The 23,269-nt window shown below is 67.6% G+C and carries 17 protein-coding genes; 7 read left to right on the top strand and 10 right to left on the bottom strand.

The features are described from left to right. The first annotated feature begins 226 nt into the window (after positions 1–226). Positions 227–1,696, top strand: coding sequence for a hypothetical protein (locus AC3QL3_RS16810; protein ID WP_492895233.1), 1,470 nt, complete (start codon positions 227–229; stop codon positions 1,694–1,696). 35 nt (positions 1,697–1,731) lie between these two features. On the opposite strand, the gene AC3QL3_RS16805 is transcribed toward AC3QL3_RS16810, so the two are convergent. From AC3QL3_RS16805 to AC3QL3_RS16765, 9 genes are read right to left on the bottom strand one after another with little or no spacing between them, the layout of a single operon-like run. Continuing rightward, a complete protein-coding gene (locus tag AC3QL3_RS16805) occupies positions 1,732–3,666 on the bottom strand; it encodes a sialate O-acetylesterase (protein ID WP_492895232.1) in 1,935 nt (644 codons plus the stop codon). A gap of 30 nt (positions 3,667–3,696) precedes the next feature. After that, on the bottom strand, positions 3,697–4,698 hold the full coding sequence (locus AC3QL3_RS16800) for a glycoside hydrolase family 43 protein (protein WP_492895231.1): 1,002 nt from the start codon (positions 4,696–4,698) through the stop codon (positions 3,697–3,699). An 8-nt stretch (positions 4,699–4,706) separates the two neighbouring features. After that, positions 4,707–6,095 (bottom strand): sugar porter family MFS transporter, encoded by a 1,389-nt coding sequence (locus tag AC3QL3_RS16795; RefSeq protein ID WP_492895230.1) that lies wholly within the window; start codon positions 6,093–6,095, stop codon positions 4,707–4,709. A gap of 27 nt (positions 6,096–6,122) precedes the next feature. Continuing rightward, on the bottom strand, positions 6,123–7,037 hold the full coding sequence (locus tag AC3QL3_RS16790; protein WP_492895229.1) for an SMP-30/gluconolactonase/LRE family protein: 915 nt from the start codon (positions 7,035–7,037) through the stop codon (positions 6,123–6,125). Beyond that, on the bottom strand, positions 7,034–7,792 hold the full coding sequence (locus AC3QL3_RS16785) for an SDR family NAD(P)-dependent oxidoreductase (protein WP_492895228.1): 759 nt from the start codon (positions 7,790–7,792) through the stop codon (positions 7,034–7,036). Before AC3QL3_RS16785 ends, AC3QL3_RS16790 begins: the two co-directional genes overlap by 4 nt. A gap of 8 nt (positions 7,793–7,800) precedes the next feature. Beyond that, complete coding sequence (gene dgoD / locus AC3QL3_RS16780) at positions 7,801–8,955, bottom strand: galactonate dehydratase (protein WP_492895227.1); 1,155 nt, start codon at positions 8,953–8,955, stop codon at positions 7,801–7,803. Then, a complete protein-coding gene (locus AC3QL3_RS16775) occupies positions 8,952–9,590 on the bottom strand; it encodes a 2-dehydro-3-deoxy-6-phosphogalactonate aldolase (RefSeq protein ID WP_492895226.1) in 639 nt (212 codons plus the stop codon). The genes dgoD and AC3QL3_RS16775 overlap by 4 nt, the downstream gene beginning before the upstream one ends. Further along, entirely contained in the window at positions 9,590–10,519 is a 930-nt protein-coding gene (locus AC3QL3_RS16770; protein WP_492895225.1) for a 2-dehydro-3-deoxygalactonokinase, read from the bottom strand. Before AC3QL3_RS16770 ends, AC3QL3_RS16775 begins: the two co-directional genes overlap by 1 nt. Then, positions 10,516–11,235 carry a FadR/GntR family transcriptional regulator gene (locus AC3QL3_RS16765; RefSeq protein ID WP_492895224.1) on the bottom strand — a complete coding sequence of 240 codons (720 nt, stop codon included), beginning with the start codon at positions 11,233–11,235 and terminating at the stop codon, positions 10,516–10,518. Before AC3QL3_RS16765 ends, AC3QL3_RS16770 begins: the two co-directional genes overlap by 4 nt. 389 nt (positions 11,236–11,624) lie before the next feature. Here AC3QL3_RS16765 and AC3QL3_RS16760 point away from each other — a divergent pair, with 389 nt between their 5' ends. From AC3QL3_RS16760 to AC3QL3_RS16745, 4 genes are all read left to right on the top strand, one after another. Continuing rightward, positions 11,625–12,734: an aldose epimerase family protein gene (locus AC3QL3_RS16760; RefSeq protein WP_492895223.1), complete on the top strand. Its 1,110-nt coding sequence runs from the start codon at positions 11,625–11,627 to the stop codon at positions 12,732–12,734. A 17-nt stretch (positions 12,735–12,751) separates the two neighbouring features. After that, positions 12,752–13,933, top strand: a complete 1,182-nt coding sequence (locus AC3QL3_RS16755; protein ID WP_492895222.1) for an endo-1,4-beta-xylanase — start codon at positions 12,752–12,754, stop codon at positions 13,931–13,933. 49 nt (positions 13,934–13,982) lie between these two features. Then, positions 13,983–16,844: a TonB-dependent receptor gene (locus AC3QL3_RS16750; protein WP_492895221.1), complete on the top strand. Its 2,862-nt coding sequence runs from the start codon at positions 13,983–13,985 to the stop codon at positions 16,842–16,844. 219 nt (positions 16,845–17,063) lie between these two features. Continuing rightward, positions 17,064–19,385, top strand: a complete 2,322-nt coding sequence (locus tag AC3QL3_RS16745; protein WP_492895220.1) for a 3-keto-alpha-glucoside-1,2-lyase-like domain-containing protein — start codon at positions 17,064–17,066, stop codon at positions 19,383–19,385. Positions 19,386–19,491: 106 nt separating this feature from the next. Here the strand turns inward: AC3QL3_RS16745 and AC3QL3_RS16740 are convergent, their stop codons facing one another. Continuing rightward, positions 19,492–21,531, bottom strand: coding sequence for a thioredoxin domain-containing protein (locus tag AC3QL3_RS16740; protein WP_492895219.1), 2,040 nt, complete (start codon positions 21,529–21,531; stop codon positions 19,492–19,494). 108 nt (positions 21,532–21,639) lie between these two features. Here AC3QL3_RS16740 and AC3QL3_RS16735 point away from each other — a divergent pair, with 108 nt between their 5' ends. Then, positions 21,640–22,530, top strand: coding sequence for a GyrI-like domain-containing protein (locus tag AC3QL3_RS16735; protein WP_492895218.1), 891 nt, complete (start codon positions 21,640–21,642; stop codon positions 22,528–22,530). Positions 22,531–22,620: 90 nt separating this feature from the next. Beyond that, entirely contained in the window at positions 22,621–23,259 is a 639-nt protein-coding gene (locus AC3QL3_RS16730) for a M23 family metallopeptidase (RefSeq protein ID WP_492895217.1), read from the top strand. Positions 23,260–23,269 lie beyond the last annotated feature (10 nt).

The raw sequence follows: 23,269 nt of genomic DNA, 5'->3' as shown, positions 1-23,269 counted from the left end.
CGCAGACCGGCGGAGCGAGGGGGATACTCGCCCTCCGTCGGCACTTCAACGCGATGACGTAAGGTTCCGCCGCCTTCATGGGGCGTGCGTACCTGCGTGCGCGACGTGTGCCGATCGTCTCGATCGGCGGCGCTCGCACGACGTCTTTGCATCTCATTCGGATCGGCGCTCGAGCCGCGTTCGGCGGCGTGCGCGTGTCCGTTCCACGAACCTGGAGATGATCGACATGAAACCTACGATGCCGCTGGCGGCCCTTTTGCTCGCAATGGCCAATGCGCACGCGAACGGCCCGCCCGGACCTGAGCAGCCCTCGCCCGATACCTGCACCGCACAGGGCGGAGTGCTCGGCGCCAACCAGGTCGTCGGCGGCAGCTTCGGCACCGGCAGCGGCGCCTTGGGCGAAACCGCACCGGCGCCCGGCCTCGGCACGCAGACGACCTATCTCTACTCGCCCTGGGGCAACGCACGCCCGACCAATGGCGAGTACACGATCGTCAACGCGACCGGCAGCGACAGCCCGTGGAGCACGTGGCACAACCAGTTGCTCGGCCACACCACCGGCCTCGCCGACGATCGCTTCGCCGTGTTCAACGCGAGCATCGAGCCCGGCACGTTTTACGCGCAGACGCTGACGGTCGCGCCGAGCACGAATTTCGAAATCAGCTTCTGGGTCATGAACGTCAACAGCAATCCGGGCGATCTGCTGCTGCCGAACTTGGCCACGGTGGTGCGCCGCGTCGGCATCGATCCGCCCGGCGGTGGGCTGGTGGTGTCGACCACCGGCGACATCCCGCGCTCGCAGCCGCCGTTCTGGCGCCAGTACGCGGCCACGTTCAACAGCGCCGGCGCGACCGAGGTGGAAATCCGCCTCGACAACAACGCCGACGGCGGCCTCGGCAACGACTTCGCGCTCGACGACATCGTGCTGGCGCCGTGCGCGCTGCAGGCCGGCGCGGTCGCGGGCACGCTGTACTACGACGTGAATCTCGACGGCGCGCTGCAGCCGGGTGAGGGCGGGCTGCCGGCGAATATTCCGGTGCAGATCGTCGACACCCAGGGCACGCCCGCTGCCGGCGACGACGTGATCGTCTCCACGACGCAGACCGACGCCTCCGGCCGCTACACCTTCAGCAACATTCCGGTCGGACAGGACTACGTCGTGCGTGCCGTCGTGAATGATGCGAACGTGCCGGCCGACGTCGCGCTGCACACGCCCAACGACGTCGCGACTGCCGTCGTCAACGGCGGCCAGGCCGCCGTCGACTTCGGCTTCGTCAGCGCCGACGTGCAGGTGCTCAAGCAGGGGCCGGCGAATGTCGGCGGCGGCCAGCCGATCACCTACACACTGACGCTTTCCAATCCCGGCCCGACCGCCGCCGATGGCGCCGTCTGGAGTGACCCGGTGCCGGCGGAAATCACCGGCGTGAGTGCCGTCTGCGGCAACGAAAGCGGCGGCGCCGTATGCGGGCCGGTGCAGGTCGCCGGCAACGACGTCAGCGGCAGCCTGCCGACCCTGCCGGTCGGCGGCAGCGTACGCATCACGATTCAGGGCGTCACGCCGGCCGCAGTCGCGATCCTCTCCAACACCGCGACGGTGACGCCGGCGTCGAGCATTCCCGACCCGGATCTCGACAACAACACCAGCACCGCCAGTACCAGCACGCCGGTGTCGCTGCAAAGCTTCGAGATCGACTGAGACCTCGCCATAGCCTCGCTGCGCCCGCAGCGAGGCTATCGGTCGCCGTCGCTGCGGAACGGCGATGCCGGCAGGCCTTCGCGGTTGACGAGGTCGGCCTCGACCGGGTTCTCGCTCCAGCCGTAGCGCACCGCGCGCGGCGCGCCGACGCCGTCGGCGACGACGACCACCGCAGCGCCGTCGAGCGTCGCCCGCGCCGGCACGAAACGTCCGTCGGTGCCGGCCAGCGCGAATCCGTGCACCTCGCGGCCGCCGCCGCGCACCGCGAGCGCGCTGCCGCCGAGTTCGAATTCGACGCGCGCGTGGCCCCTCTCGAAGCTCGCCTTGCGATAGACCGGCCCGGAAAAAACCAGCGCCTCGCCGTAGGCGACATGGCGTGCGGCCAGCGCCAGGCGGCGGCCGACTTCCTGCTTGTTGGTCGGATGGATATCGGCCGCATCGCCGAGATCGATCGCGACCGCCTGTGCGGTCGTCGGCAGTCGCAACGTCGCCGACTGCGACTCGCGCAGGATCGCCCACGGACTCGCATCCGGCGTGTCGCGTTCGGCCACGAAGTTGGCCAGCTGCACCCACAGAAACGGCAAGCGCGCGTCGCCGAATCCGCGCCGCCAGCTTTCGATCAGCTGCGGGAACTGCTCACGATAGCGGCGGGCGTCGGCGGCGAACGCGTTGTCCTCACCCTGATACCAGATCACGCCGCGCAGCGTGTACGGCTGGAGCGGATCGATCATGCTGTTGTAGAGCATCGTCGCGAGCTTGTTCTTGCCCTGGTCGGCAGCGACGCGCACCTGCGCGGGTTTGAACTTCCATTGCGCCGGCAAGTTCGTGCGGCTGCCGTCGGCATATTCCACGTAACGCTCGTTTGGTTCGCCGCGCAGACCGCCGTCGTCGCCGTTGTCGGTCACGCGGATCGCGATCACGTTGTCGCCGGCGTGCAGCACGGCGGCCGGCACGCGATAGAAACGCGGCGTATTCCAGCGGTTGTCGAGCCGGCCGACGGCGACGCCGTTGACGAAGCTCTGGTCGGAATCGTCGATGCGGCCGAGCGCGAGCGTCACGCCGCTGCGCGCCTGCTCGGGCCGCAGCGAAAAATGCGCGCGATACCAGGCGACGCCGTCCATGCCGGCGTAACCGACCTTCTCCCACAGCGCCGGCACCGCGATCGAGGCCCAGTCGCGCTCGTCCAGATCGGTGGCGGCCCAGCCGCTGTCGTCGCTGTCGCGGGGCCATTGCGTGAGACGCCGCTGCGTTTCGACCAGGGCGGCCTGGTCGTTCGCTTCTTGCGTCCGCATGCGCGCCGCTTGCGCGCTCGGGTCGAGTCCGAGCGCAGCGGCGCTCATCCACGCTTCGATGCGGCTGCCGCCCCAACTGCTCTCGATCAGGCCGATCGGTACGTGTTGGTCGGCGCGCACTTCGCGCGCGAAGAAATACGCGACGGCGGAGAAGTCGCCGGCCGTGCGCGGCGAAGCGGCGATCCAGGTGCCGCCGGACAGTCGCTCAGCCGGCTGATAACCCCACGCACGCGGCACTTTGAAGTGGCGAATGGCCGAATCGGTCGCTCGTGCGATTTCTTCTTTCGCCTGCGCCGCGAGTTCGACCGGAAATTCCATGTTCGATTGTCCCGACGCCAGCCAGACGTCGCCGACCAGGACGTCGTGCAGAACGACCCGATCGCCGCCGGCGCGGATCGTCAGCACATAGGGGCCGCCCGCAGCGTGCGCGGGCAAGCTCGCGCTCCAGCGGCCGTCGCGCGCGGCGCGGGCGCGAGTCGTGCGGCCGTCGAACGCGAGCTCGACTTCAGCTCCGGCGTCGGCGCGGCCCCACAGTCGAATCGGCCGCTCGCGCTGCAAGACGGCGCCGTCGGAAAACACCCGCGGCAGTTCGAGCGCGGCCTGTGCGCGGCAGCAGGCGAACAGCGCTAGTGCCGCTACTGCGGCCGTCGCTCGAAAGCGTTGCGTCGATTGGGTCATCCGCTTCGATGTCCTCGCGTAATCGCGCGGTCAACGCGCCGGCGCTGCGATTTGTGCGCCGTCCTTGTGCGGCGCACCGAAGTCGGGCGTGCCGTCGGCGCGCCAGCGGAAGCGCTGCATGCGCGGCGCGCGGCGCGGCGTGCATTGCCAGCCGGGACCGCCATTGGCGTGATAGATCAGCCAGTCTTCGCGGCCGTCGGGCGATTTGAAGAAGCCGTTGTGGCCGGTCGCGTAGACGCCGTTCGCGCTCGCGAACACCGGACGCGGCGCCTTCCGCCACGAGCGCGGATCGGTCAGGTCGCTGCCGGGATCGGCGCGCAACAGACCGAGCGCGTAGTCGTCCGACCAGCACGCGCTGGCCGAATAGGTGAGGAAGAGCTGGCCGCGCGGTCCGCGCAGGAATTCGGGCGCTTCGAGGATCTTGCGTCCGCCCTGCATCTCCCACGCGAAGGTCGGCCGTGCGATGTCGATCTGGCGCTCCTCCAAGGTCCACGGATTGCGCATCGGCGCGAGGATCAAGTCGCTGTGATCGTCGACGTAAGCCGAATAGACGAAGTACAGCCGCGCGCGCCACTCGAACACGGTGCCGTCGATGCCCGGGCGCGCGATGTTGAGAGCGCCCTTGTCGTGCCACTGCCCCTGGGTCGGATCGGCGTCGTCGTTCTCGAGCACGAATACGCCGCGATGCGCATCGTCGTCGTGTTCGCGATCGGCGGCGCTGTAGTAGAGGTACCACTTGCCGGCGAGGAAGTGCAGTTCCGGCGCCCAGATCGAGATCGAATTGGGCCCTTGCGCCGGCGCGCGCCAGACCACGACCGGCGCCGCCTCGGCGAGCTTGGCGAGGTCGCGCGTCGGCGTGATCGCGATGCGGTCGCCGCGCGTGTCGAGGTAGTAGTACATGCCGTTGCGCTGCGCGACCCAGGGATCGGCACCGGACGGCAGCAGCGGATTGGCAAACGTCGCGCGCTCGCTCGCGCTAGCCGCGCCGGTCAAGGCGAGCAGGGCGAAGGCGAGCGCAAGAAAGCGACGCATCGAAACCTCTAGCGGCCGATGTCGCGCAGCCGTGTGCCGCGCATCAGTTTGGTTTCGATCTGCTCGAGCGTGACGCCGCGGGTTTCGGGCACGAGCAGGAAGGTCAGCCCGAGGAAGATCAGGTTGAGCGTCGCGTACAGCCAGAACGTCGCCGCATTGCCGATGCCGTTCAGCAGGCTCAAGAAGGTGAAGCCGACCACCATGTTGGCGATCCAGTTGGTGAAGGTCGAGCAGCCGATGCCGAAATCGCGTCCCTTCAGCGGCTGCACTTCCGAGCACAGCGTCCACACCAAGGGGCCGGCCGACATGGCGAAGCCGACGATGAAGATCAGCAGCATCGTCACCGTGAAGATCTGCTCGCCGTGCGTGGCGATACCGAGATGCATCATCGTGCCGACCGTGCCGAGGCCGAGCGCCATGACCAAAAAGCCGGTGTACAGAATCGGCTTGCGACCCCAGCGGTCGACCAGGCCGATCGCGATGAAGGTGGCCAGCACGTTGATCACGCCGACCAGGGCGGTGAACCACATCTGCGCCGCGGTGGCGTAGCCCATGTCTTGGAAGATGCGCGGCGCGTAGTACATCACCACGTTCATGCCGGTGAACTGCTGCATCAGCTGCAACAGCATGCCGAGGCCGACCGAGCGACGGAAGTTGGCATTCTCGCGGAACAGCTGCCAGCCGCGCTGCGGCGTTTTCAGTTGTTCTTCGATGTCGGCCACTTCGCGCGCGACCAATTGCCGGTCGCCGCGCAGACGCTGCAGTACCGCAGCCGCTTCGCCCTTACGGCCGCGCATCAGGAGCCAGCGCGGGCTGTCGGGCAGCGCGAGCACGCCGAACAGGAACAGCACGCCGGGGACCGCGATCACCCCGAGCATCCAGCGCCACGCGCCGTAGTAGCTGAATGCCGTATCGGACAGGAACGCGACCAGGATGCCGATCGTGATCATCAGCTGATAGCTCGAGATCATCGCGCCGCGAATGTTCTCCGGCGCGACTTCGGCCAGATACAGCGGCGCCGTGAACGTCGCCACGCCGATCGCCAGGCCGAGCACGAAACGCGCGCCGATCAGCATGCCCGGCGAGGTGGCCAGGCCGCACAAGAGCGAGCCGAGCACGAACAGCACGGCGCCGAGAATCAGCGAGCGCTTGCGCCCGAGCGTGAAGGAGAGCCAGCCGGCGCCGGCCGCGCCGACCGCGGCGCCGAACATCATCGCGCTGACGATCCATTCGATCTGATGGTCGGAAACGCCGAACTCGCGTTGGATGAACTGGGTCGCGCCGGCCATCACGCCGATGTCGAGGCCGAACATCAGGCCGGCCAGTGCGGCGAGCACGCAGACGAAGACGGTGGTCGCCTTCGCCTGCGCCGGAGTCGAATCAAGCACGCTGTTCATCGGTTCCTCCCTTGCGAATGAGTGTGCCTAGCCGGAACCGACGCGGCTGCGCGGCGCGCCGGCGAAGCGCGCCTCGGGCAGGCCGCGCACGCCGACCGCGGCGGCGAACAGGCTGCCGGCATGTTCGTCATCGGCCAGCTCGCGCGGCGACAGGCCGGCGCGCGCGCTGGTGACGTACAAGGTGTCGAGCGCGCGGCCGCCGAATGCTGGCCGCGTCGGTTGACGTGCCGGCACCTCGACGCGCAGATCGCTGCGGCCGTCGGCGCGATAACGCACGACGCGTCCGGCGCCCCATTGCGCGCTCCACAGGCAATCGTCGCCGTCGACGGTGGCGCCATCCGGCTCGCCGGCCTCGTCGCGCAGGTCGGCGAAATCGCGCACGTTGGTGACCGCGCCGTGGGCGTCGTAGTCGCAGCAACGGATCACGCGCGTGGCCGAATCGCAGAAATACAGCGTGCGCCCGTCCGCGCTGAAGGCGAGTCCGTTGGCGATCGCGACCGGATCGAGATCGAGCCGGTGCAGCGAAAGGTCGGTGTCGAGTCGATAGAAATGGCCGAGCGCGCGGCGCACACCTTGCTGCGGTTCGTGCAGCGTGCCGAACACGAAGCGGCCATCGCGATCGCAGACGCCGTCATTGAGCCGCGTCGGCAGATCGGCCTCGACCGTCTCGATCGGCTCCAGCGTTCCGCTCGGCAGATGCAGGAAAGCGAGACGCGAAGCGAGGCCGAGCAGCAGCCAATCGTCGCGTTCGCACAAGGCGAAGCAGGCGAGGCGCTCGGGCAGCGGCCAGGTTTTCGACGCGGCATCGGCAGGCCGGTAGCGCCACAAGGTCGCCGCTTCGATGTCGGTCCAGTACAGGGCTTGCGCGCGTTCGCACCAGAGGATGCCTTCGCCGAGCCGATTGCCGGCCGCCAAGGCGGAGGTGGCGCGCACGTGCTTCATACCCAGCCGCCGTCGACGATGAAGGTTTGGCCGGTGCACATGCGGCTGTCGTCGGCGGCGAGGAACAACGCCATGCGTGCGACGTCTTCGGCGCGCAGATAGCCGGGCAGGCATTGCCGCCGCGCGATCTCTTCTTCACCGGCCGCGTCCAGCCACAGGCGGCTCTGCTTGTCGGTGATGACCCAGCCAGGCACCAGCGCGTTGATGCGGATGCGGTCGCGGCCGAGCGAACGCGCCAGCCCGTTGACGAGGCCGTGCACGGCGGCCTTGGCCAGCGCGTAGATCGGATAGTCGGCGTTCTTGATCATCCAGCCGGTCGAGCCGAGGCACAGGATCGAACCGCCGCCGAGCGTGCGCATGTCTTCGAGCACGGCTTGCGTGGCGAAGTATTGATGGCGGATGTTGACCGCGAGGTTCTGCTCGAACGCGGCCGGCGTGCTGTCTTCGATGCGGTGACGCATGTCGTTGGCGGCGTTGTTGATCAGCACGCCGACCGGTCCGAACGCGGCGCGCGCGGCTGCGATCGCTTCGTGCAGCGCGTCGGTGTCGGTCACATCGCAGCGCAGGAACAGCGGCGTCGACCCGCGGCAGTCTTGGAGCAGGGCGGCGGCGCCGGCTTCGTCGATGTCGAGAAACGCGACCTGCGCACCTTGCGCGGCGAACGCCTTGACGAAGGCCGCGCCGATGCCGGTGGCGCCGCCGCTGATCAGCACCGTGCGACCGGCCAGACTGGGATAACGAGCGTCGCCGTGCATGTCTGCGCTCACCATTCCGCGACGCTGCCGTCGGTGTGCCGCCAGATCGGATTGCGCCAGCGATGGCCGACCGCGGCGCGTTCGAGCACATAGGCTTCGTTGACCTCGATGCCCAGTCCCGGACCCTGCGGAATCGCGACGAAGCCTTCGGCGTAGTCGAACACCTTGCGATCGACCACGTAGTCGAGCAGGTCGTTGGCGCCGTTGTAGTGAATGCCCAGGCTCTGTTCCTGGATGAAGGCGTTGTGGCAGATCGCGTCGAGCTGGAGATTGGCGGCCAGCGCGATCGGCCCGAGCGGACAATGCAGCGCGAGCGCGACGTCGTAGGCTTCGGCCATCGCGGCGATCTTGCGCGTCTCGCTGATGCCGCCGGCGTGCGAGGGATCGGGCTGCACGATGTCGACGCCGCCGATCGTGAACACGCGCTTGAAGTCGTAGCGTGAGTAGAGCCGCTCGCCCAGCGCGATCGGCGCCGGCGAAATCGAGGCGAGTTCGGGAATCGCTTCCAGATGATCGGACAGCACCGGTTCTTCGACGAACATCAGGTTGACGTTGGCGCGATCGAGTTCGCGCAGCAGCACCTTCGCCATCGGCTTGTGCACGCGGCCGTGGAAGTCGAGCGCCAGACCGATCGCGGGCCCGACCGCGCTGCGCACGGCGGCGACGTTCTCGAGTACACGCTCGACCTTGGCGTAGGTGTCGATGTACTGCATTTCCTCGGTCGCGTTCATCTTGAGCGCGGTGAAGCCGCGCGCGACCACCGCCGCGGCGGCCTTGGCGGTGTCGGCCGGGCGATCGCCGCCGATCCACGAATACACGCGGATGCGATCGCGCACCGGTCCGCCGAGCAATGCATGCACCGGCTGGCCGAGATGCTTGCCCTTGATGTCCCACAAGGCTTGGTCGATGCCGGCGATCGCGCTCATCAGGATCGGGCCGCCGCGATAGAAGCCGCCGCGGAACATCACGTTCCACAGATCTTCGATGTGGCGCGGATCGCGCCCGATCAGATAGTCGGACAATTCCTCCACCGCCGCGGCGACGGTGTGCGCGCGGCCTTCGACCACCGGCTCGCCCCAGCCGCTGATGCCGGCATCGGTGTCGATGCGCAGGAACAACCAGCGCGGCGGTACCAGGAAGGTATCGAGACGGGTGATTTTCATGCGAGGTCCGCCTCCGCGGACAGCGAGTTCCAAGCGGCGACGAAGCGATTCGCGGCGAGCGCGACCTCGCGCACCGGCCGGCCCGGCGCATACAAGGCCGAGCCAATGCCGAAGCCGGCGGCGCCGGCGCGGACGTAGTCGTGCATCGTTTCCGGCGCAATGCCGCCGACCGGCAGGATTTTCGTGGCCGCCGGCAACACCGCGCGCCATGCGCGCAGCACGGCCGGCGCGATTGCTTCGGCCGGAAAGGCTTTCAGTGCGTCAGCGCCGGCGGCCAACGCGGCGAAGGCCTCGCTCGGCGTGGCGACGCCGGGCACGCAGCAAAGGCCGGCGCGCTTTGCCGCCGCGATCACGGCGCTGTCGGTGTGCGGCATCACGATCAGGCGGCCGCCGGCTGCAGAGACCGCGTCGACGGCGTCGATCGTGGTGACGGTGCCGGCGCCGATCAGGCAATCGCGGCCGAACGCATCGGCCAAGCGGCGGATGCTGTCCAGCGGCCGCGGTGAATTGAGCGGCACTTCGAGCATGCGAAAGCCGGCGTCGATCAGCACCGTACCGACGGCGACGGCTTCCTCCACGGTCACGCCGCGCAGAATCGCCACCAGCGGCAACGGCGTCAGCCATGGATCGAGCATCAGCGCATGCCTCCGGCCGGCTCTTCCTTGACCAAGGCGGCGGCGACCGCAATGCGCCACAAACCGTGCGCTGCGGCGTCGCCGATGAAGCCGGGTTCGGCTAGCTCGAACAGGCGCGCGGCGCGCCGGTAGCGCGCACACAGCGCGGCGTCGCCGATCAGCGACAGCGGCTGTTCGGGGGCGAACCAGCCGGCGGCCAAGGCGACGCGCAATTCGTCACCGATCAGCAGACCCGACAAATAATCCGGCACCGCCGCGGCGTCCAGACGGCCGTCCAAGACGAGTGCGCGTGCCGAGAAGAAACGACTCGCCGCACCCGCCGCGCCCGCCGCGCGTACGGCGAGCACGCCGGCGTCGAAGGCATCGGGTCGTTGCGCTGTGTCGGCCGGCACGCCGGCGCCGAGGATCGAATGCTCGCGCAGCAAGGCGTACAGCTCGCCGGTCATCGCCGTCGCCAGGTGCGCGATGCGGCCGTCGTGCACTTCGATCCATTTGCTGTGCGTGCCCGGCAGGAGCAAGCGCGAATGCGCGGCGAGCTGCGGCTGCAGGGCCAAAGCGCCGATCACTTGAGTCTCCTCGCCGCGCATCAGATCCGGCGCGGCGCCATCGCGTACGCCGGGTACGATGGCGATGTGGTGATCGGGCAGATCGAACCTCACCACGCCGGCGGCGATCTCGTGCAGATCGGCAGGCACCCCAACGTAGTCCACCTCATGCCAGCCTTGCCGGCTGCCGACCATGCCGGCAGCGAGGATTGGAGCTTCGTCCCAGCCGGTGCAGACGTCGGTGAGCGCTGCCGGAAAGCCGCCGGGCGGCAGATTGCGGATGCCCCAAGGCCGTTGGCGCGCCTCGATCATGCGGCCGCTCGCATCGAAGCGCATCGCGCGCAGCTGCGAGGTACCCCAGTCGAGGCCGATCAGCCGGTTCACGCGTCGGGCTCGGTCGCGGCGCGCTTCACTCGCGTCATGTTCGCCTGCGAATCGGCCACCAGCGCCTGCATCGCGCGCCGCGCCGCCTGCGGCTGGCGCCGGCGAATCGCCTCGAGCACTTTGCCGTGCTGCGGCAGCGAGTATTTGAAGTTCTTCGCGTTGCGCGCCGACAACACGAAGAACGTGCCCAGCGCGGTCTCGATCACGCTGAACAGCGAGGTGATCAGTTCGTTGCCGGTCGCGTTGAGGATCGCTTCGTGGAAGGCGAGATCGGCCTCGGCCCAGTCGTCACGCGTACGTGCCTGCTCCATCGCGCGATAGGCGGCATCCAGCGCTTCGAGCTGTTCGGCGCTGCAACGGCGCGCCGCGGCTTCGGCCGCCGCCGGCTCGATCATTTCGCGCATCTCGACCAGCTTCTGCACGAAGTCGGCCGTGGGCATCGACGAACAGCGCCAGGCCAGCACGTCGGCGTCGAGTTGATGCCAGTGGCGCGATTCGCGCACGCGCGTACCGATCTTCGGCCGCGACTCGACCAGTCCTTTCGCCGACAGCACCTTCATCGCCTCGCGCAGCGCGGTGCGGCTGACGTCGAGGCTGTCGGCCAGCGCTTCCTCGCGCGGCAGCGTATCGCCGGGCTGGTATTCGCCGGCGACGATGCGCTGGCCGAGCGACTGGATCACATGGCCGTGCAAATTGCGAACCACGATCGGCTTCATCACGATTTCCCTTCGGTTGTGCGCGGCGGTCGCGTCCGTGCGGCGCCGGCTGCGGCGAGTGCCGCGCTTCGATCGGCGATGGACCTTCCTGATCCGCGGTTATTAATCATACAAATCACTATAGGAGCTTCTCGATCGGCTGCCAAGCCCTTCGCCGATCTCCGCCCACTCGGCTTATGAAACTCGAGTATTTGCTGCAGTACAGCAGAATCTAGTAGGTATCCAGCGTTCCATTTCGCCATCTTGGCGGCGATGAAAGGGCGATGGATAAAAAATCACATCGCTTGCATATCATACTACAATATGCTTACATGTTGGCGTACCGAAGTGTGACGGAAGCCGCGATGCGAAGAGCAGCCGCAACAACGGTGTTATCGGTGGGGGTGGCGATGGCGACGGTGAGCGCAACGGCCGCGGAAGCGCGGCGCGAGACGTTCGGTCGGCTCGCGGACGGCCGCGAGGTCGCTGCGGTCACGCTCGTCAACGCGCACGGTCTGCGCGCACGCGTGCTCGCGCTCGGCGCCGGCTTGCACGAGCTGTACGCGCCGGATCGCGACGGCAAGCTGGCCGACATCACGCTCGGCTACGCCAAGCTCGAGGACTATCTGGCCAAGCCGCAGTTCTTCGGCGTCACGGTCGGCCGCTACGCCAATCGCATCGCCAAGGCGCGCTTCGCGCTCGATGGGAAGAGCTATACGTTGCCGGCCAACGACGGCGCCAACTCGCTGCACGGCGGCAACGTCGGCTTCGACAAGGTGCTATGGGAAGTCGTCGATACGCGCACTGAGCCGGCCGCCAGCGTCACCTTGCGCTACGTCAGCCGCGATGGCGAGCAAGGTTATCCCGGCACGCTGACGGTGACGGCAACCTACACGCTCGACGAGCACGATGCGCTGTCGATCGACTATCGCGCCAAGACGGACCGGCCGACGATCGTCAATCTGAGCAATCACGCCTACTGGAATCTCGGCGGTGAAGGCTCGGGCTCGGCGCTGGGACAGCGCTTGATGATCGCGGCCGACGCCTACACGCCGGTCGACGCGACGCTGATTCCGACCGGAGAGATCAAGCCGGTTGCCGATACCGTATTCGATTTCCGCACCGCCAAACCGATCGGTCGCGACTTGCGCGACGGTCGCGAGCCGCAGCTGCTGCGCGGCAAGGGTTACGACCACAACTTCGTCGTCGCGCGAGCGGCGAGCGAGGCGCCGCGTTTGGTCGCGCGCGTAGAGGATCCGCAGTCGGGACGCGTGCTGACGCTGGAATCGACCCAGCCGGGCGTGCAGTTTTATTCGGGCAATTTCCTCGACGGCAGCAGTGTCGGCAAGTCCGGTCGCGTCTATCGGCAGGGCGATGCGTTCGTGCTCGAGCCGCAGCAATTTCCCGATACGCCCAATCAGCCCGCCTTCGGCTCGGGCCGGCTGCAGCCGGGCGCTGAATACAGAAACCTGATCGTCTATCGCTTTTCGACTGCGGCCGCGCCGGCCGCGGCGAAATAAGCCGCCGGAGCCTTGTCATGTCCTCGACCACCGGCCGTCTCGCCGTCGCGCTTTGTTCGTTGTTCGCAGTGTTCGCGCTGCACGCCGCGCCGCCGACCGCGCCTGCTGCGCGCTGGAGCGCGGCGCAAGCGAATGCCTGGTACGAGCGCCAGCCTTGGCTGCTCGGCAGCAACTACGTGCCGGCCGATGCGATCAATCAACTGGAGATGTGGCAGGCCGATAGCTTCGATGCGGCGCGCATCGAGCGCGAATTCGGCTGGGCCGAACAGCTCGGCATGAACAGCATGCGCATCTTCCTGCACGACTTGCTCTGGCAGCAGGATGCGCCCGGCTTCCGGCAGCGCATCGATACGCTGCTGACGATCGCCGCGAAGCACAAGATCAAGCCGCTCTTGGTGCTGTTCGATTCGTGCTGGGATCCGGACCCGAAACTCGGCGCGCAGCATCCGCCGATTCCCGGCGTGCACAATTCCGGTTGGGTGCAAGGCCCCGGCAATGCGATGTCGGACCCGGCGCAGATCGCGCGCCTGGAAAGCTACGTCAAGGACGTCGTCGGCCACTTCGCCGACGACCAGCGCATCCTCGCCTGGGATGTCTGGAACGAACCGGACAATCCCGGCGGCGGCAACTACGACGCGCGCCAACCGAAGGACAAGTTCGCGCGCGTGTCCGAGTTGTTGCCGCAGGCGTTCGCCTGGGCGCGCGCCGCGCGGCCGAGCCAGCCGCTGACCAGCGGGTTGTGGCACAACGAGGACTGGTCCGATCCGGCCAAGTTGAACGCGGTCGAGAAGATCCAGCTCGATCAATCCGACGTGGTCAGCTTCCACAGCTACGACTGGCCGGAAAAATTCGCCGGCCGCATCGCGCAACTGCAGCGCTACGGACGGCCGCTGTTGTGCACCGAATACATGGCGCGCGGCGCCGGCTCGACGATCGACGGCGTGCTGCCGATCGCCAAGCGCGCGAACGTCGCGATGTACAACTGGGGCTTCGTCGAGGGTCGCACGCAGACGACCTTGCCCTGGGATTCCTGGCAGCGCCCGTACACGGCGGCGCCGCCGACGGTCTGGTTCCACGATCTGCTGCATGCCGACGGCACGCCGTACCGCGCGCGTGAGGCCGAGATCCTGCGTGCGCTCGGCGGCGCGCGCAAAGGCGTAGTTCCGGCCGTCGCGCTCAGCGCCGGCGCCAGCAAATAGAACGACGTCGCCACAGAGCGACGCCGCACCGCACGAGGAGGGGTTTGAGATGAGCAACAGTTCGGCATTCGCGCGATCGGCCGCACGATCGGCATTGGCGGCAGCGATCGTCGCTGCGTTCGCGACATCGGCGTGGGCGCAGTCGGCCCCGGCCGATGCCGCCGTCGATTCGCGCGCCGCACCGGCCGCGGCGCCGGCGCCGGTGGCCGCAGATGCGCAGGCAACGTCGGACGACACGCCGCGCAAGCCGGCGGAGACGGCCGCCGGCACGGCCACCGAAATGGACACCATCACGGTGACCGGTTCGCTGCGCGATGCGCTCGGTACGGCGCAGGCGCTGAAGCAGTTCTCGCCGATGATCGTCGATTCGATCGTCGCCGAAGACATCGGCAAGCTGCCCGACAACAGCGTCGCCGATGCGATCCAGCGCATCACCGGCGTGCAGGTCGCGCAAGGATTCCAGGGCGAAACGAGCACGGTGGTGGTGCGCGGCCTGCCGAACGTGGTGACCACGTTGAACGGCAACGAGATCACCAGCGGCGCCGGCCGTGCCTACGCGTTCCAGAATCTGCCGGCGACCGCGGTCAAGGCGATCAAGGTCTACAAGACCAGCGACGCGAGCCTGCCCGACGGCGGCATGGCCGGTCTGGTCGACATGGAGTTGTATCAGCCGTTCGATTTCGACGGCCGCAAGTTCGCGCTGACGCTGGATGAGATTCACGGCAAATACGGCGACCACACCGACCCGACCGGCAGCCTGTTGCTGAGCGATCGCTGGAACACCGGCATCGGCGAGGTCGGCGCGCTGATCAATCTCGGCATCATCACCAAGCACTACGCCTACAACGCGGTGTGGAACGATTTTCCGACCGTGCTGACGCAGCCGGTGCCCGATCCGGCGAACCCCAACGGTCCGCCGATCCGTCAGCCGGTGCGCACGCCGGAGGGCAATCTGATCTCGGTGCCCAATGCCTTCGGCGCCGACTACAACATCGGCTATCGCAAGCGTCCGGAACTCAACTACGCCCTGCAGTGGCGCGCCAGCGACGAACTCGAACTGTACGTGCGCGGCTTGTACGACTGGGACAGCGATCACTACAGCCAGCCGTTTTTCTTCAGCCTGCCGACCGGTAACGTCGCGCCGTCGTCGATCAACGTCACCAACCACTGCTATCCGAACCAGAATCCGAACGACCCCTACTACGGCCAAACCGTGTGCGATGCGTCCGGCGGCAGCTGGACCGGCAACTACTACGCGGCGACCAGCACGCAGGCGCATCAGCAGTGGGGCCACGACATCCAGAACTCGATCGGCGCGAAGTGGGATTCGGGTCGTCTGCATCTGTCGACCGATGTGTCGCAGACCTTGTCCTCGTTCCACGACGAGACCTTCATCATCGACACCTTCCTCAAAGGCCCGCTGACGACGGTGTGGAGCGGCCAGCAGCATTGGGGTTTCGCCGGCAACCCGCAGCTCGATCCGAACAACTACTACCTGGCCGGCCTGTTCCAGACCTGGCGCACGGAACGCGGACAGGAATACGCCTGGCGCGGCGACGGCGTGCTCGACTTCGACGGCGGGCCGATCCGCAATCTGCAGTTCGGTTTTCGTCTGTCCGACCACAAGGCGCAGGCGCACGGCAGCTTCGAAATCTCCAAGCCGCCGCCGGGCGGGCAGGGCAGCACGGCCGAGCCCAACCCCGACAACCGCGTGCCGGGACGCTTTCCGAACGGTTTCTTCTGCTCGATGCCGACCACGCCGGCGATTCCCAATTCCTGGCTGACGGGTTGCTACGACTATCTGACCGGCAACGCCGACGCCTTGCGTTCGTTCTACGGGCTGCCGCCGGGATTGCTGCCGGAGAATCCGGGCCGCTACTTCGACATCGACGAGAAACGCTACGCCGGCTACATCCAGATCGCCTACGACACGACCTTGTTTGGACTGCCGATCGACGGCCTCGTCGGTATTCGCGCCGAGCAGGTCAAGCGCGATCTGAACGCGTTCTCGGCCTTGACCAACAACGACAACAACACGATCACCTACACGCCGCTGAGCTTGTCGACCGACAAGCCGACCTACCTGCCGAACGCGAGCGCGATCCTGCACTTCACCGACACCCTGCAGGCGCGCCTGGTCGCGGCGAAGACGGTCTCCTATCCGCAGTTCGGCCAGCTCAATCCTTCGCTGTCGCTCAATCCGCCGACGATCAATCGGCGCGGCTTCGCCTCGAGCGGCAACCCGAACTTGAAGCCGATCAAATCGGACAACTACGACGCCACGCTGGAATGGTATTTCTCGCCGGTCGGTTCGCTCTCGGCCGGCGTGTTCTACCGCGACGTGACCGGCTACATCCAGAACTACGTCACCATCGTCAACATCGGCGGCGACGATTACGACCTCAGCTCGCCGCAGAGCGCCGGCCGCGGACATCTGGCCGGCTACGAAGTCGCCTACCAGCAGACCTTCGATTTCCTGCCCGGTTTCTGGAACGGCTTGGGCGCGCAGCTCAACTACACCTACATCGACGGTTCGACCCTCTCGCCGCAGTACATCGGCGGTCCGCTGGTCAGCTCGCCGCTGGTGAACGTGTCCAAGGACAACTACAACGTCGTGCTGTTCTACGAGAAGTACGGCGTGTCGGCGCGCATCGCCTACAACTACCGCAGCCGCTACGTCGATTTCTTCACTCAGCCGACCTTGGCCGGGGTCAAGGACGAGATCAAGCCGGCCAATCAAGTCGACGTCTCGGTCTCCTACAGCTTCAACGACTGGGGCACGGTGGTGTTGTCGGCGACCAATGTGCTCGGCGCGAACCTGCACCAGTACTGGGGCGACGGCGACACGCGCCCGCGTGACATTCGCTATCAAGATCGCACGGTCGGCCTCGGCGTGCGCGTCAAGTTGTGAAGCGCGCAGCGCCGCTCGCTGCGCGCCGGCGTCGAGGATCGCGCGTTCGTCGTCCGCTCTCGAACGCCGTTGCCGAAATCTGAAGCAAGGCCACGGACGGCACCCACCAGGGCAGGGCCGCTGCGTATCCACAATCTGCTGGTGCGAAACGGGAGGTTTGCGATGTCCGTTCGAACTCGAGGTAACCGGTGGCTGCTCGCTGGTGCAGCTGCGCTGACAATGTGCGCCGCGCCGCTCGCGCAGGCGTCGATCGGCACCCTGGTGGCGCAACCGAATACGTCGCCGTCGTCGACCGAAAACGCCGACTACGCGCGCGTGATCCGCCTGCAATACAGCGCGGACACGTCCAAGCGCGGCGCGCTGCTGACGCTCTACAGCGTCAACAACGACGGCAGCGCCAGCCATTTTGCGATCAAGCGCAGCACCGATGCCGGCGCCAGCTGGTCGACCATCAGCACGATCTACACGCCGCACGTGAACTGGGGCATCTACACCGGCACCTTGTACGAACTGCCGCAGGCGAGCGGCGGGCTCGCCGCGGGCACCTTGCTGGCGGCCGGCACCGCCTGGCACGACGGCGACTGGACCGCGCAGGAAATCCAGACCTTCGTCAGCACCGACTACGGCGCCAGCTGGAGCCAGCGCGGCAACTGCGCGACCAAGTCCGGCGCGCCGAACACGGTCGGCACCGGCCTGTGGGAGCCGGAGTTCATCGTCAACGCCGACGGCAAGATCGCCTGCCACTACTCCGACGAACGCCAGGTCGGCGCCGGCTACAACCAGTTGCTGGCGATGGTGACTTCGAGCAACGGCGGCACCAGCTGGAGCGCGCCGACCAACACGGTCGCCATTCAAGACGGCAGTTCGCGGCCCGGCATGCCGATCGTGCGCAAGCTGCCGAACGGCAGCTATGTGCTGGGTTTCGAGAATTGCGTCGCGTCGGTCGGCAATGCCGATCAGACCTGTCGCGTGTATCTGAAAACATCCAGCGACGGCGCCGTGTGGACACCCGCCAGCAGTCTCGGCAGCTTGGTGACGACCGCCGACGGCCGCCAACTCCTGCACACACCGGGGCTGGCATGGATCTCCGGCGGCGGCGCGAACGGCACCTTGGTGATGGCCGGTCAGCGCGTGGTCACCGGCAGCGACGGCGCCAGCACCGCGGTGGTGGCCGAATCGGGTCGCGTCGTGTTCATCAACACCAATCTCGGCGTTGGTAACTGGTCGGAAGTGTCGGCGCCGTTGACGGTCGATCCGACCGGCTACTACCAAGGCCTTCCGGCCGGACAACTGGCCTGCGCCAACTACAGCCCGAGCCTGTTGCCGAGCGCGAGCGGCAACGCACTCGAGATGGTCACGCCACGCTATCTGGACGCCAACCGCACGCGCTGCGAAGTGCGCTTCGCACGCGGTCCGATCGGCTTGTTGCCGCTGTACGCGCCGTTCGATTCCGGCGACGACACCGGCTGGTCGACCTACGGCGGCAGCTGGGCGGTGGCGAGCGGCGTCTACACGCAGTCGAGCACCAGCGCCGGCCCGAAGGCACTGGTCGGCTCGACCGCCTGGACCGACTACACCATCGACGCCGACGTGCGCTTGAACGGCGCCGGCCAAGCCGGAGTGCTGATCCGCGCGAGCCGGCCCGGTGTCGGCGCCGATTCGCATCAGGGTTACTACATCGGCATCGAAAGCAGCAGCGGGCAGTTGATCATCGGCAAGCAGAACTACGGCTACAGCGGACTTTCGCTCGCGGCCGTGTCCGGCGGCGTTGCAGTCGGCACTTGGTATCACCTGCAGGCGCGCATCGTCGGCTGCGCGATCACGGCTACGGTGAAGTCGGCGGCGAGCACGACGCTGAGCAGCGCGTCGGCGACCGATCCGAGTTGCTTCGCCAGCGGACAGGTCGGCGTGCGCAGCCATCTCACCAACGCCTCGTTCCGCAACGTCGGCGTGGTGCCGGCCGCGGCCAGCACGGCGGTGGCCTACACCGACAGCTGGGCCTCCGGCGCCGCCGCCGGCTGGACCAGCTACGGCGGCACTTGGGTGACCAGCGGAGGCAGCGCCACGCAATCGCAAACCGCATCCGGATCGGATGGCGCCAAGCAAGTGCTCGGCGCCGTCAGCGGCGACAACTACACCGTCTCAGCAGACGTCAGCCCGACCGTGTTGAGCAGCGGCGTCGGCAACCCCGGCGTGATCGGCCGCGTGACCTCGCCGGCGGTCGGCCCGGACGCCTACACCGGCTACTACGCCGGTATCGACGGCACCGCCGGTGCGCTCGTGCTCGGCCGTTCGAACAATGCCTGGACCGGCCTCGCCTTCGCGCCGATGCCCGGCGGCGTCGCGCTGAATCAGTGGTATCACGTGACACTGCGCACGACCAGCGCCTGCGCGATCAGCGCGACCGCGCAATCGACGCGCTCGTGGGAGCAGACGCGAGTGCAGCTGACCGATGCCGGCTGTCCGAGCTCCGGCGCGGTTGGCATCCGCACCTTCGACGCGCAGGCGAGCTGGCGCAATTTCACGGTCGGACCGGGCTGAGCCGGACTCGCGCGTCGAGCCGGTCTCGGCGCATCGCGACTTCATCGCCGCCGGCGGTTGCTCGAACCCGAGCGCGTTCGCGCAGGAACGCGCGCGAGGACGCCACTCAGTCGAGCGACAGTTCGCCCGGTTCGCGCAACGGCGGTTCGCACTGCAGGCCGCGACAGAGATAGGCGACACCGCCTTCGCGATGCACCTGCGCGGCGAGCACGCCGGGCAGCGCCGCCGCTTCGGGCGGAATGAGATACACGTCGCTGCCCAGCGAGGCGTTCGCGGCGAACGCCTCGAGCCAGCGCTGCGCTTCGGCGCCGTCGTTCGCGCGCACCACCAGATGTGTGGGCGGATGCAGAAATTCGTCCAGCGCCAGCAGCAAGGTGCAGCAGGCGTGCGGCGCTTCCTGCAAGGTCGGCCAGCCCGCGCACAACGTCCGTTCGGCCGCTTGCAGGTAGCGCGTCTCGCCGAGCAGATGGCCGAGCCGGAGCAGGGCGCGCGCGGCGACGCCGTTGCCGGCCGGCAGCGATTCGTCCATCCACGGTTTGGGCCGCTGCGGCAGCGGCTCGGCATCGTGCGCGGTGAACCAGAAACCGCCGCGCTCGCGATCCTCGAAGCGTTCGAGCAAGGAGTCGGCCAGCGCGATCGCCCAGTCGAGATCGCGTCGCTGCCAGCGCCGCTGCAGCATTGCGAGCAGGGCGTCGAGCAGGAAGGCGTGATCGTCGAGATAAGCCGGAAATTTCGCGACGCCGCCGGCATGGCAGGCGAACAGGCGGCCCTCGATCCAAAGATTGGCGTGCAGGAAATCCAGCGCGCGTTCGGCTTCCGCAGGTAGCGGACGATCGGGATGCGTCCGCTCGGCACGGGCAAGACCTGCGATCGTCAGCGCGTTCCACGCGGTGAGAATTTTGTCGTCGAGCCCCGGGCGTACGCGCCGGTCGCGCGCGGCGAGCAGTTTTCCGATCGCGCTGCCCAGTCGCTGCCGCGCCGCGGCCGGATCGAGCGAGGTGCGCGCGCCGATCGCGTCGAAATCCGCCGCTACGACCAGATGCCAGGCTTCGCCCTCGAAGTTCGGTGCCTGGTCCAGGCCGTAGCGCATTTCGACGATCGCGAACTCGCTCGGGTCGAGCAGCGCGCGGACTTCGTCGCGCTGCCAGACGTAGTAGCGGCCTTCCTCGCCTTCCGAATCCGCATCGAGCGAACTGTAGTAGCCACCGTCCGGCGCGGTCATCTCGCGCGCGAGCCAGCTCGCGCAAGCTTCCGCTGGCCGTGCGAAGCCGGGTTCGTCGAGCACCACGGCCGCTCGGGCGTAGAGCGGCAGCAGCTGCGCGTTGTCGTACAGCATCTTCTCGAAGTGCGGAATCTCCCAGCGCGCGTCGACGCAGTAGCGGAAGAAGCCGCCGCCGAGATGGTCGTCGAGCCCGCGCAGCGCCATGCGCTCGAGCGTCCGGTACGCCATCGCGTGCGGTGACGGGGTGGTCGCGCTGTCGGCGCGCGCGTGGCGCAGCAGCAATTCGATCTCGCTCGCGTGCGGAAACTTCGGCGCGCCGCGGCGGCCGCCGTTGTCGGCGTCGAACGCCATCGCGATGCGCTCGAGCGCCTGTGCGATCGGTGCGTCGTCGAGCGCGACGGCGGCGGTTTCGCCATCGCCGTAGTCGGCGAGGAAGCGCGCCAGCGCCTCGTTCTGCGCACGCAGCTCGGCCGGCTTCTCGTCGTACCAGCGGCGCACGCCTTCGAGCACCTGCGCGAAGCTCGGCATGCCGTAACGCGGCGCGTTCGGAAAATAGGTGCCGGCGAAGAACGGCAGGCGGTCGTCCGGAGTCAGGAACATGGTCAGCGGCCAGCCGCCGCCGCGTCGCGCCAGCGCCTGGTGCGCGAGCTGGTAGACCTTGTCGACGTCGGGCCGCTCTTCGCGATCGAGCTTGATGTTGACGTAGTGCGCGTTCATGACGCGCGCGGTCGCCTCGTCTTCGAAGCTTTCGTGCGCCATCACGTGGCACCAGTGGCAGGCGGCGTAGCCGATCGAGAGCAGCACCGGCTTGTTCTCGCGCTGCGCGGTAGCGAACGCTTCCTCGCACCAAGGCCACCAGTCGACCGGGTTGTCGGCGTGCTGGCGCAAGTAAGGGCTGGTTTCGGCGGCGAGTCGGTTGGGCATCGCCGAAGTGTACGCCGCCGCGGCGGAAACCCGGCGTCGGCCGCGGACGCGCGGACCGAAGCAAGATCGGTCAAGACGACATGCCGCCGGCTTGGGCATAGTTCGCCCATGCCATCGGCGAATCGAACCGCAGCGAACGACCTCGCGACCACATTGGCGTGGATCGAGCGCCATCTCGACCAGCCGCTGACCTTGGACCGCATCGCCGAACAGGCCGGCCTCTCCGCGTACCACTTCTCGCGCCTGTTCACCGCGCGTATGGGACGCAGCGTGATCGCCCACCTGCGCGGGCGCCGCTTGGTGAAGATCGCGCAGCGGCTGATCGACGAGCCGGACCTGAAACTGGTCGAGCTCGCGCTCGACTGCGGCTTCGAATCGCAGGAAGCGTTCACGCGGGCGTTTACGCGCCAGTTCGGCGTCTCGCCGGGACGCTTCCGCAACGGCTTCTCCGTAGCTCCCTTGGAAGGACAATACCCAATGAACATGCCCGACGATGTCGCCGTTGCCGTCTCCCGCTTGCCCGATCTGGTCGAACTCGAGGCGTTCACGCTGGCCGGCCCGAGCCGGCGTTTCGATGGCACCAACAAGGCCGAGATTCCGCAGCTCTGGTCGCGGTTGATCGGCGCCCTGCCGTTCGAAGGCCAGCGCGAAAGCTGGGCCACCTATGGCGCCATCTGGACCGCCGATCGCAACGAAGGCAGCTTCAACTACATGGCCGGCGTCGGCGTGACGGACGCTGCGGTGCTGCCGGAAGGCTTCCAACGGCTGGACATCCCCGCCGCCACCTACGCCGTGTTCCGCATCGTGCTGAACGGCGGACCCTTGCATCCGCAGGTGAAGGCGGCCATGGCGAAAATCTGGTGCGAGCTGATTCCGGCCTCGAGCTTGCGTGTCGCCGACGGGCCGGACTTCGAGTACTACGACGGCGAGTTTGCGCCGACGCGTGCCGGCGCGGTGATCGATTTCCACGTGCCGGTCGACGTTTCGCGCAGCGCATAGCGAGCGTGGCGACTCGCCCGCGCAACCGGGAGGTTTTGCGGCCGATGCTAGACTGCTGCGCAGCCTTCTTCCCGAGTCAAGAAACATTCCATGAAGATGCTCGTCGCCGCGCTGCCGTTGCTGTTCGTTTCGTCTTTCGCCGTTGCCGCCGGCGAGGCGCCGCCGCCGAGCAGCGGCCTCTATCGCTTGCCGTATGCGGATGGAACGAAGGTGAAGGTATTTGACGACGCTCTCACGCATCGGCCGCTCGGCCGGGTCGATCTGTTCGCGATCGACGGTCATGCACCGTATCGCGTCGTCGCGGCTGCAGCCGGACGCATCGCGGCGATCCAAGACGGCTACAGCGAGCAGCAAAGCGGGCGCGCGGCGGCCGACTGCCACAACAACTACGTCTGGATCCGTCATCCGAACGGTGAGTGGACGAACTATTCGCACGTGGCCGCGGCCTCGGTCACCAAGAAAGCCGGCTTGCACGTCGGCGATGAAGTGACTGCGGGCCAATACCTCGGCGACGAGGCGGCTGTCGGCTGCGCGATGCTCGAGCACGTGCATTTCGAGGTCGTGGTGCCGGGCGCCGACGATCCGATCGACGCCGGCGGCTTTCTGCGCGACAACGAAGGCGGCAAGCGCGAGCGCAATCCGCGTTTCTGCGGCGTCGCCGGCGAAACGGTGAAGAAGGGACTCGACTATCGCGCCACCGCGTGCGCGAAGTCTTCTTCGCCGCATTGAGCGGCGGCAC

The sequence above is a fragment of the Dokdonella sp. GW821-FHT11D02 genome (assembly GCF_058808595.1).
The sequence above is the reverse complement of the archived record's forward strand: the minus strand, read 5'-3'. Positions and strand labels throughout refer to the sequence as shown.

Excerpts from the sequence above, each read along its gene's own strand:
- AC3QL3_RS16800 (WP_492895231.1), bottom strand. The coding sequence starts at position 4,698 with ATGCGTCGCTTTCTTGCGCTCGCCTTCGCCCTGCTCGCCTTGACCGGC.
- AC3QL3_RS16795 (WP_492895230.1), bottom strand. The coding sequence starts at position 6,095 with ATGAACAGCGTGCTTGATTCGACTCCGGCGCAGGCGAAGGCGACCACC.
- AC3QL3_RS16740 (WP_492895219.1), bottom strand. The coding sequence starts at position 21,531 with ATGCCCAACCGACTCGCCGCCGAAACCAGCCCTTACTTGCGCCAGCAC.
- AC3QL3_RS16760 (WP_492895223.1), top strand. The coding sequence starts at position 11,625 with ATGGCGACGGTGAGCGCAACGGCCGCGGAAGCGCGGCGCGAGACGTTC.
- AC3QL3_RS16730 (WP_492895217.1), top strand. The coding sequence starts at position 22,621 with ATGAAGATGCTCGTCGCCGCGCTGCCGTTGCTGTTCGTTTCGTCTTTC.
- AC3QL3_RS16745 (WP_492895220.1), top strand. The coding sequence starts at position 17,064 with ATGTGCGCCGCGCCGCTCGCGCAGGCGTCGATCGGCACCCTGGTGGCG.
- AC3QL3_RS16755 (WP_492895222.1), top strand. The coding sequence starts at position 12,752 with ATGTCCTCGACCACCGGCCGTCTCGCCGTCGCGCTTTGTTCGTTGTTC.
- AC3QL3_RS16765 (WP_492895224.1), bottom strand. The coding sequence starts at position 11,235 with ATGAAGCCGATCGTGGTTCGCAATTTGCACGGCCATGTGATCCAGTCG.
- AC3QL3_RS16775 (WP_492895226.1), bottom strand. The coding sequence starts at position 9,590 with ATGCTCGATCCATGGCTGACGCCGTTGCCGCTGGTGGCGATTCTGCGC.
- AC3QL3_RS16735 (WP_492895218.1), top strand. The coding sequence starts at position 21,640 with ATGCCATCGGCGAATCGAACCGCAGCGAACGACCTCGCGACCACATTG.
- AC3QL3_RS16785 (WP_492895228.1), bottom strand. The coding sequence starts at position 7,792 with ATGCACGGCGACGCTCGTTATCCCAGTCTGGCCGGTCGCACGGTGCTG.
- dgoD (WP_492895227.1), bottom strand. The coding sequence starts at position 8,955 with ATGAAAATCACCCGTCTCGATACCTTCCTGGTACCGCCGCGCTGGTTG.
- AC3QL3_RS16790 (WP_492895229.1), bottom strand. The coding sequence starts at position 7,037 with ATGAAGCACGTGCGCGCCACCTCCGCCTTGGCGGCCGGCAATCGGCTC.
- AC3QL3_RS16750 (WP_492895221.1), top strand. The coding sequence starts at position 13,983 with ATGAGCAACAGTTCGGCATTCGCGCGATCGGCCGCACGATCGGCATTG.
- AC3QL3_RS16805 (WP_492895232.1), bottom strand. The coding sequence starts at position 3,666 with ATGACCCAATCGACGCAACGCTTTCGAGCGACGGCCGCAGTAGCGGCA.
- AC3QL3_RS16810 (WP_492895233.1), top strand. The coding sequence starts at position 227 with ATGAAACCTACGATGCCGCTGGCGGCCCTTTTGCTCGCAATGGCCAAT.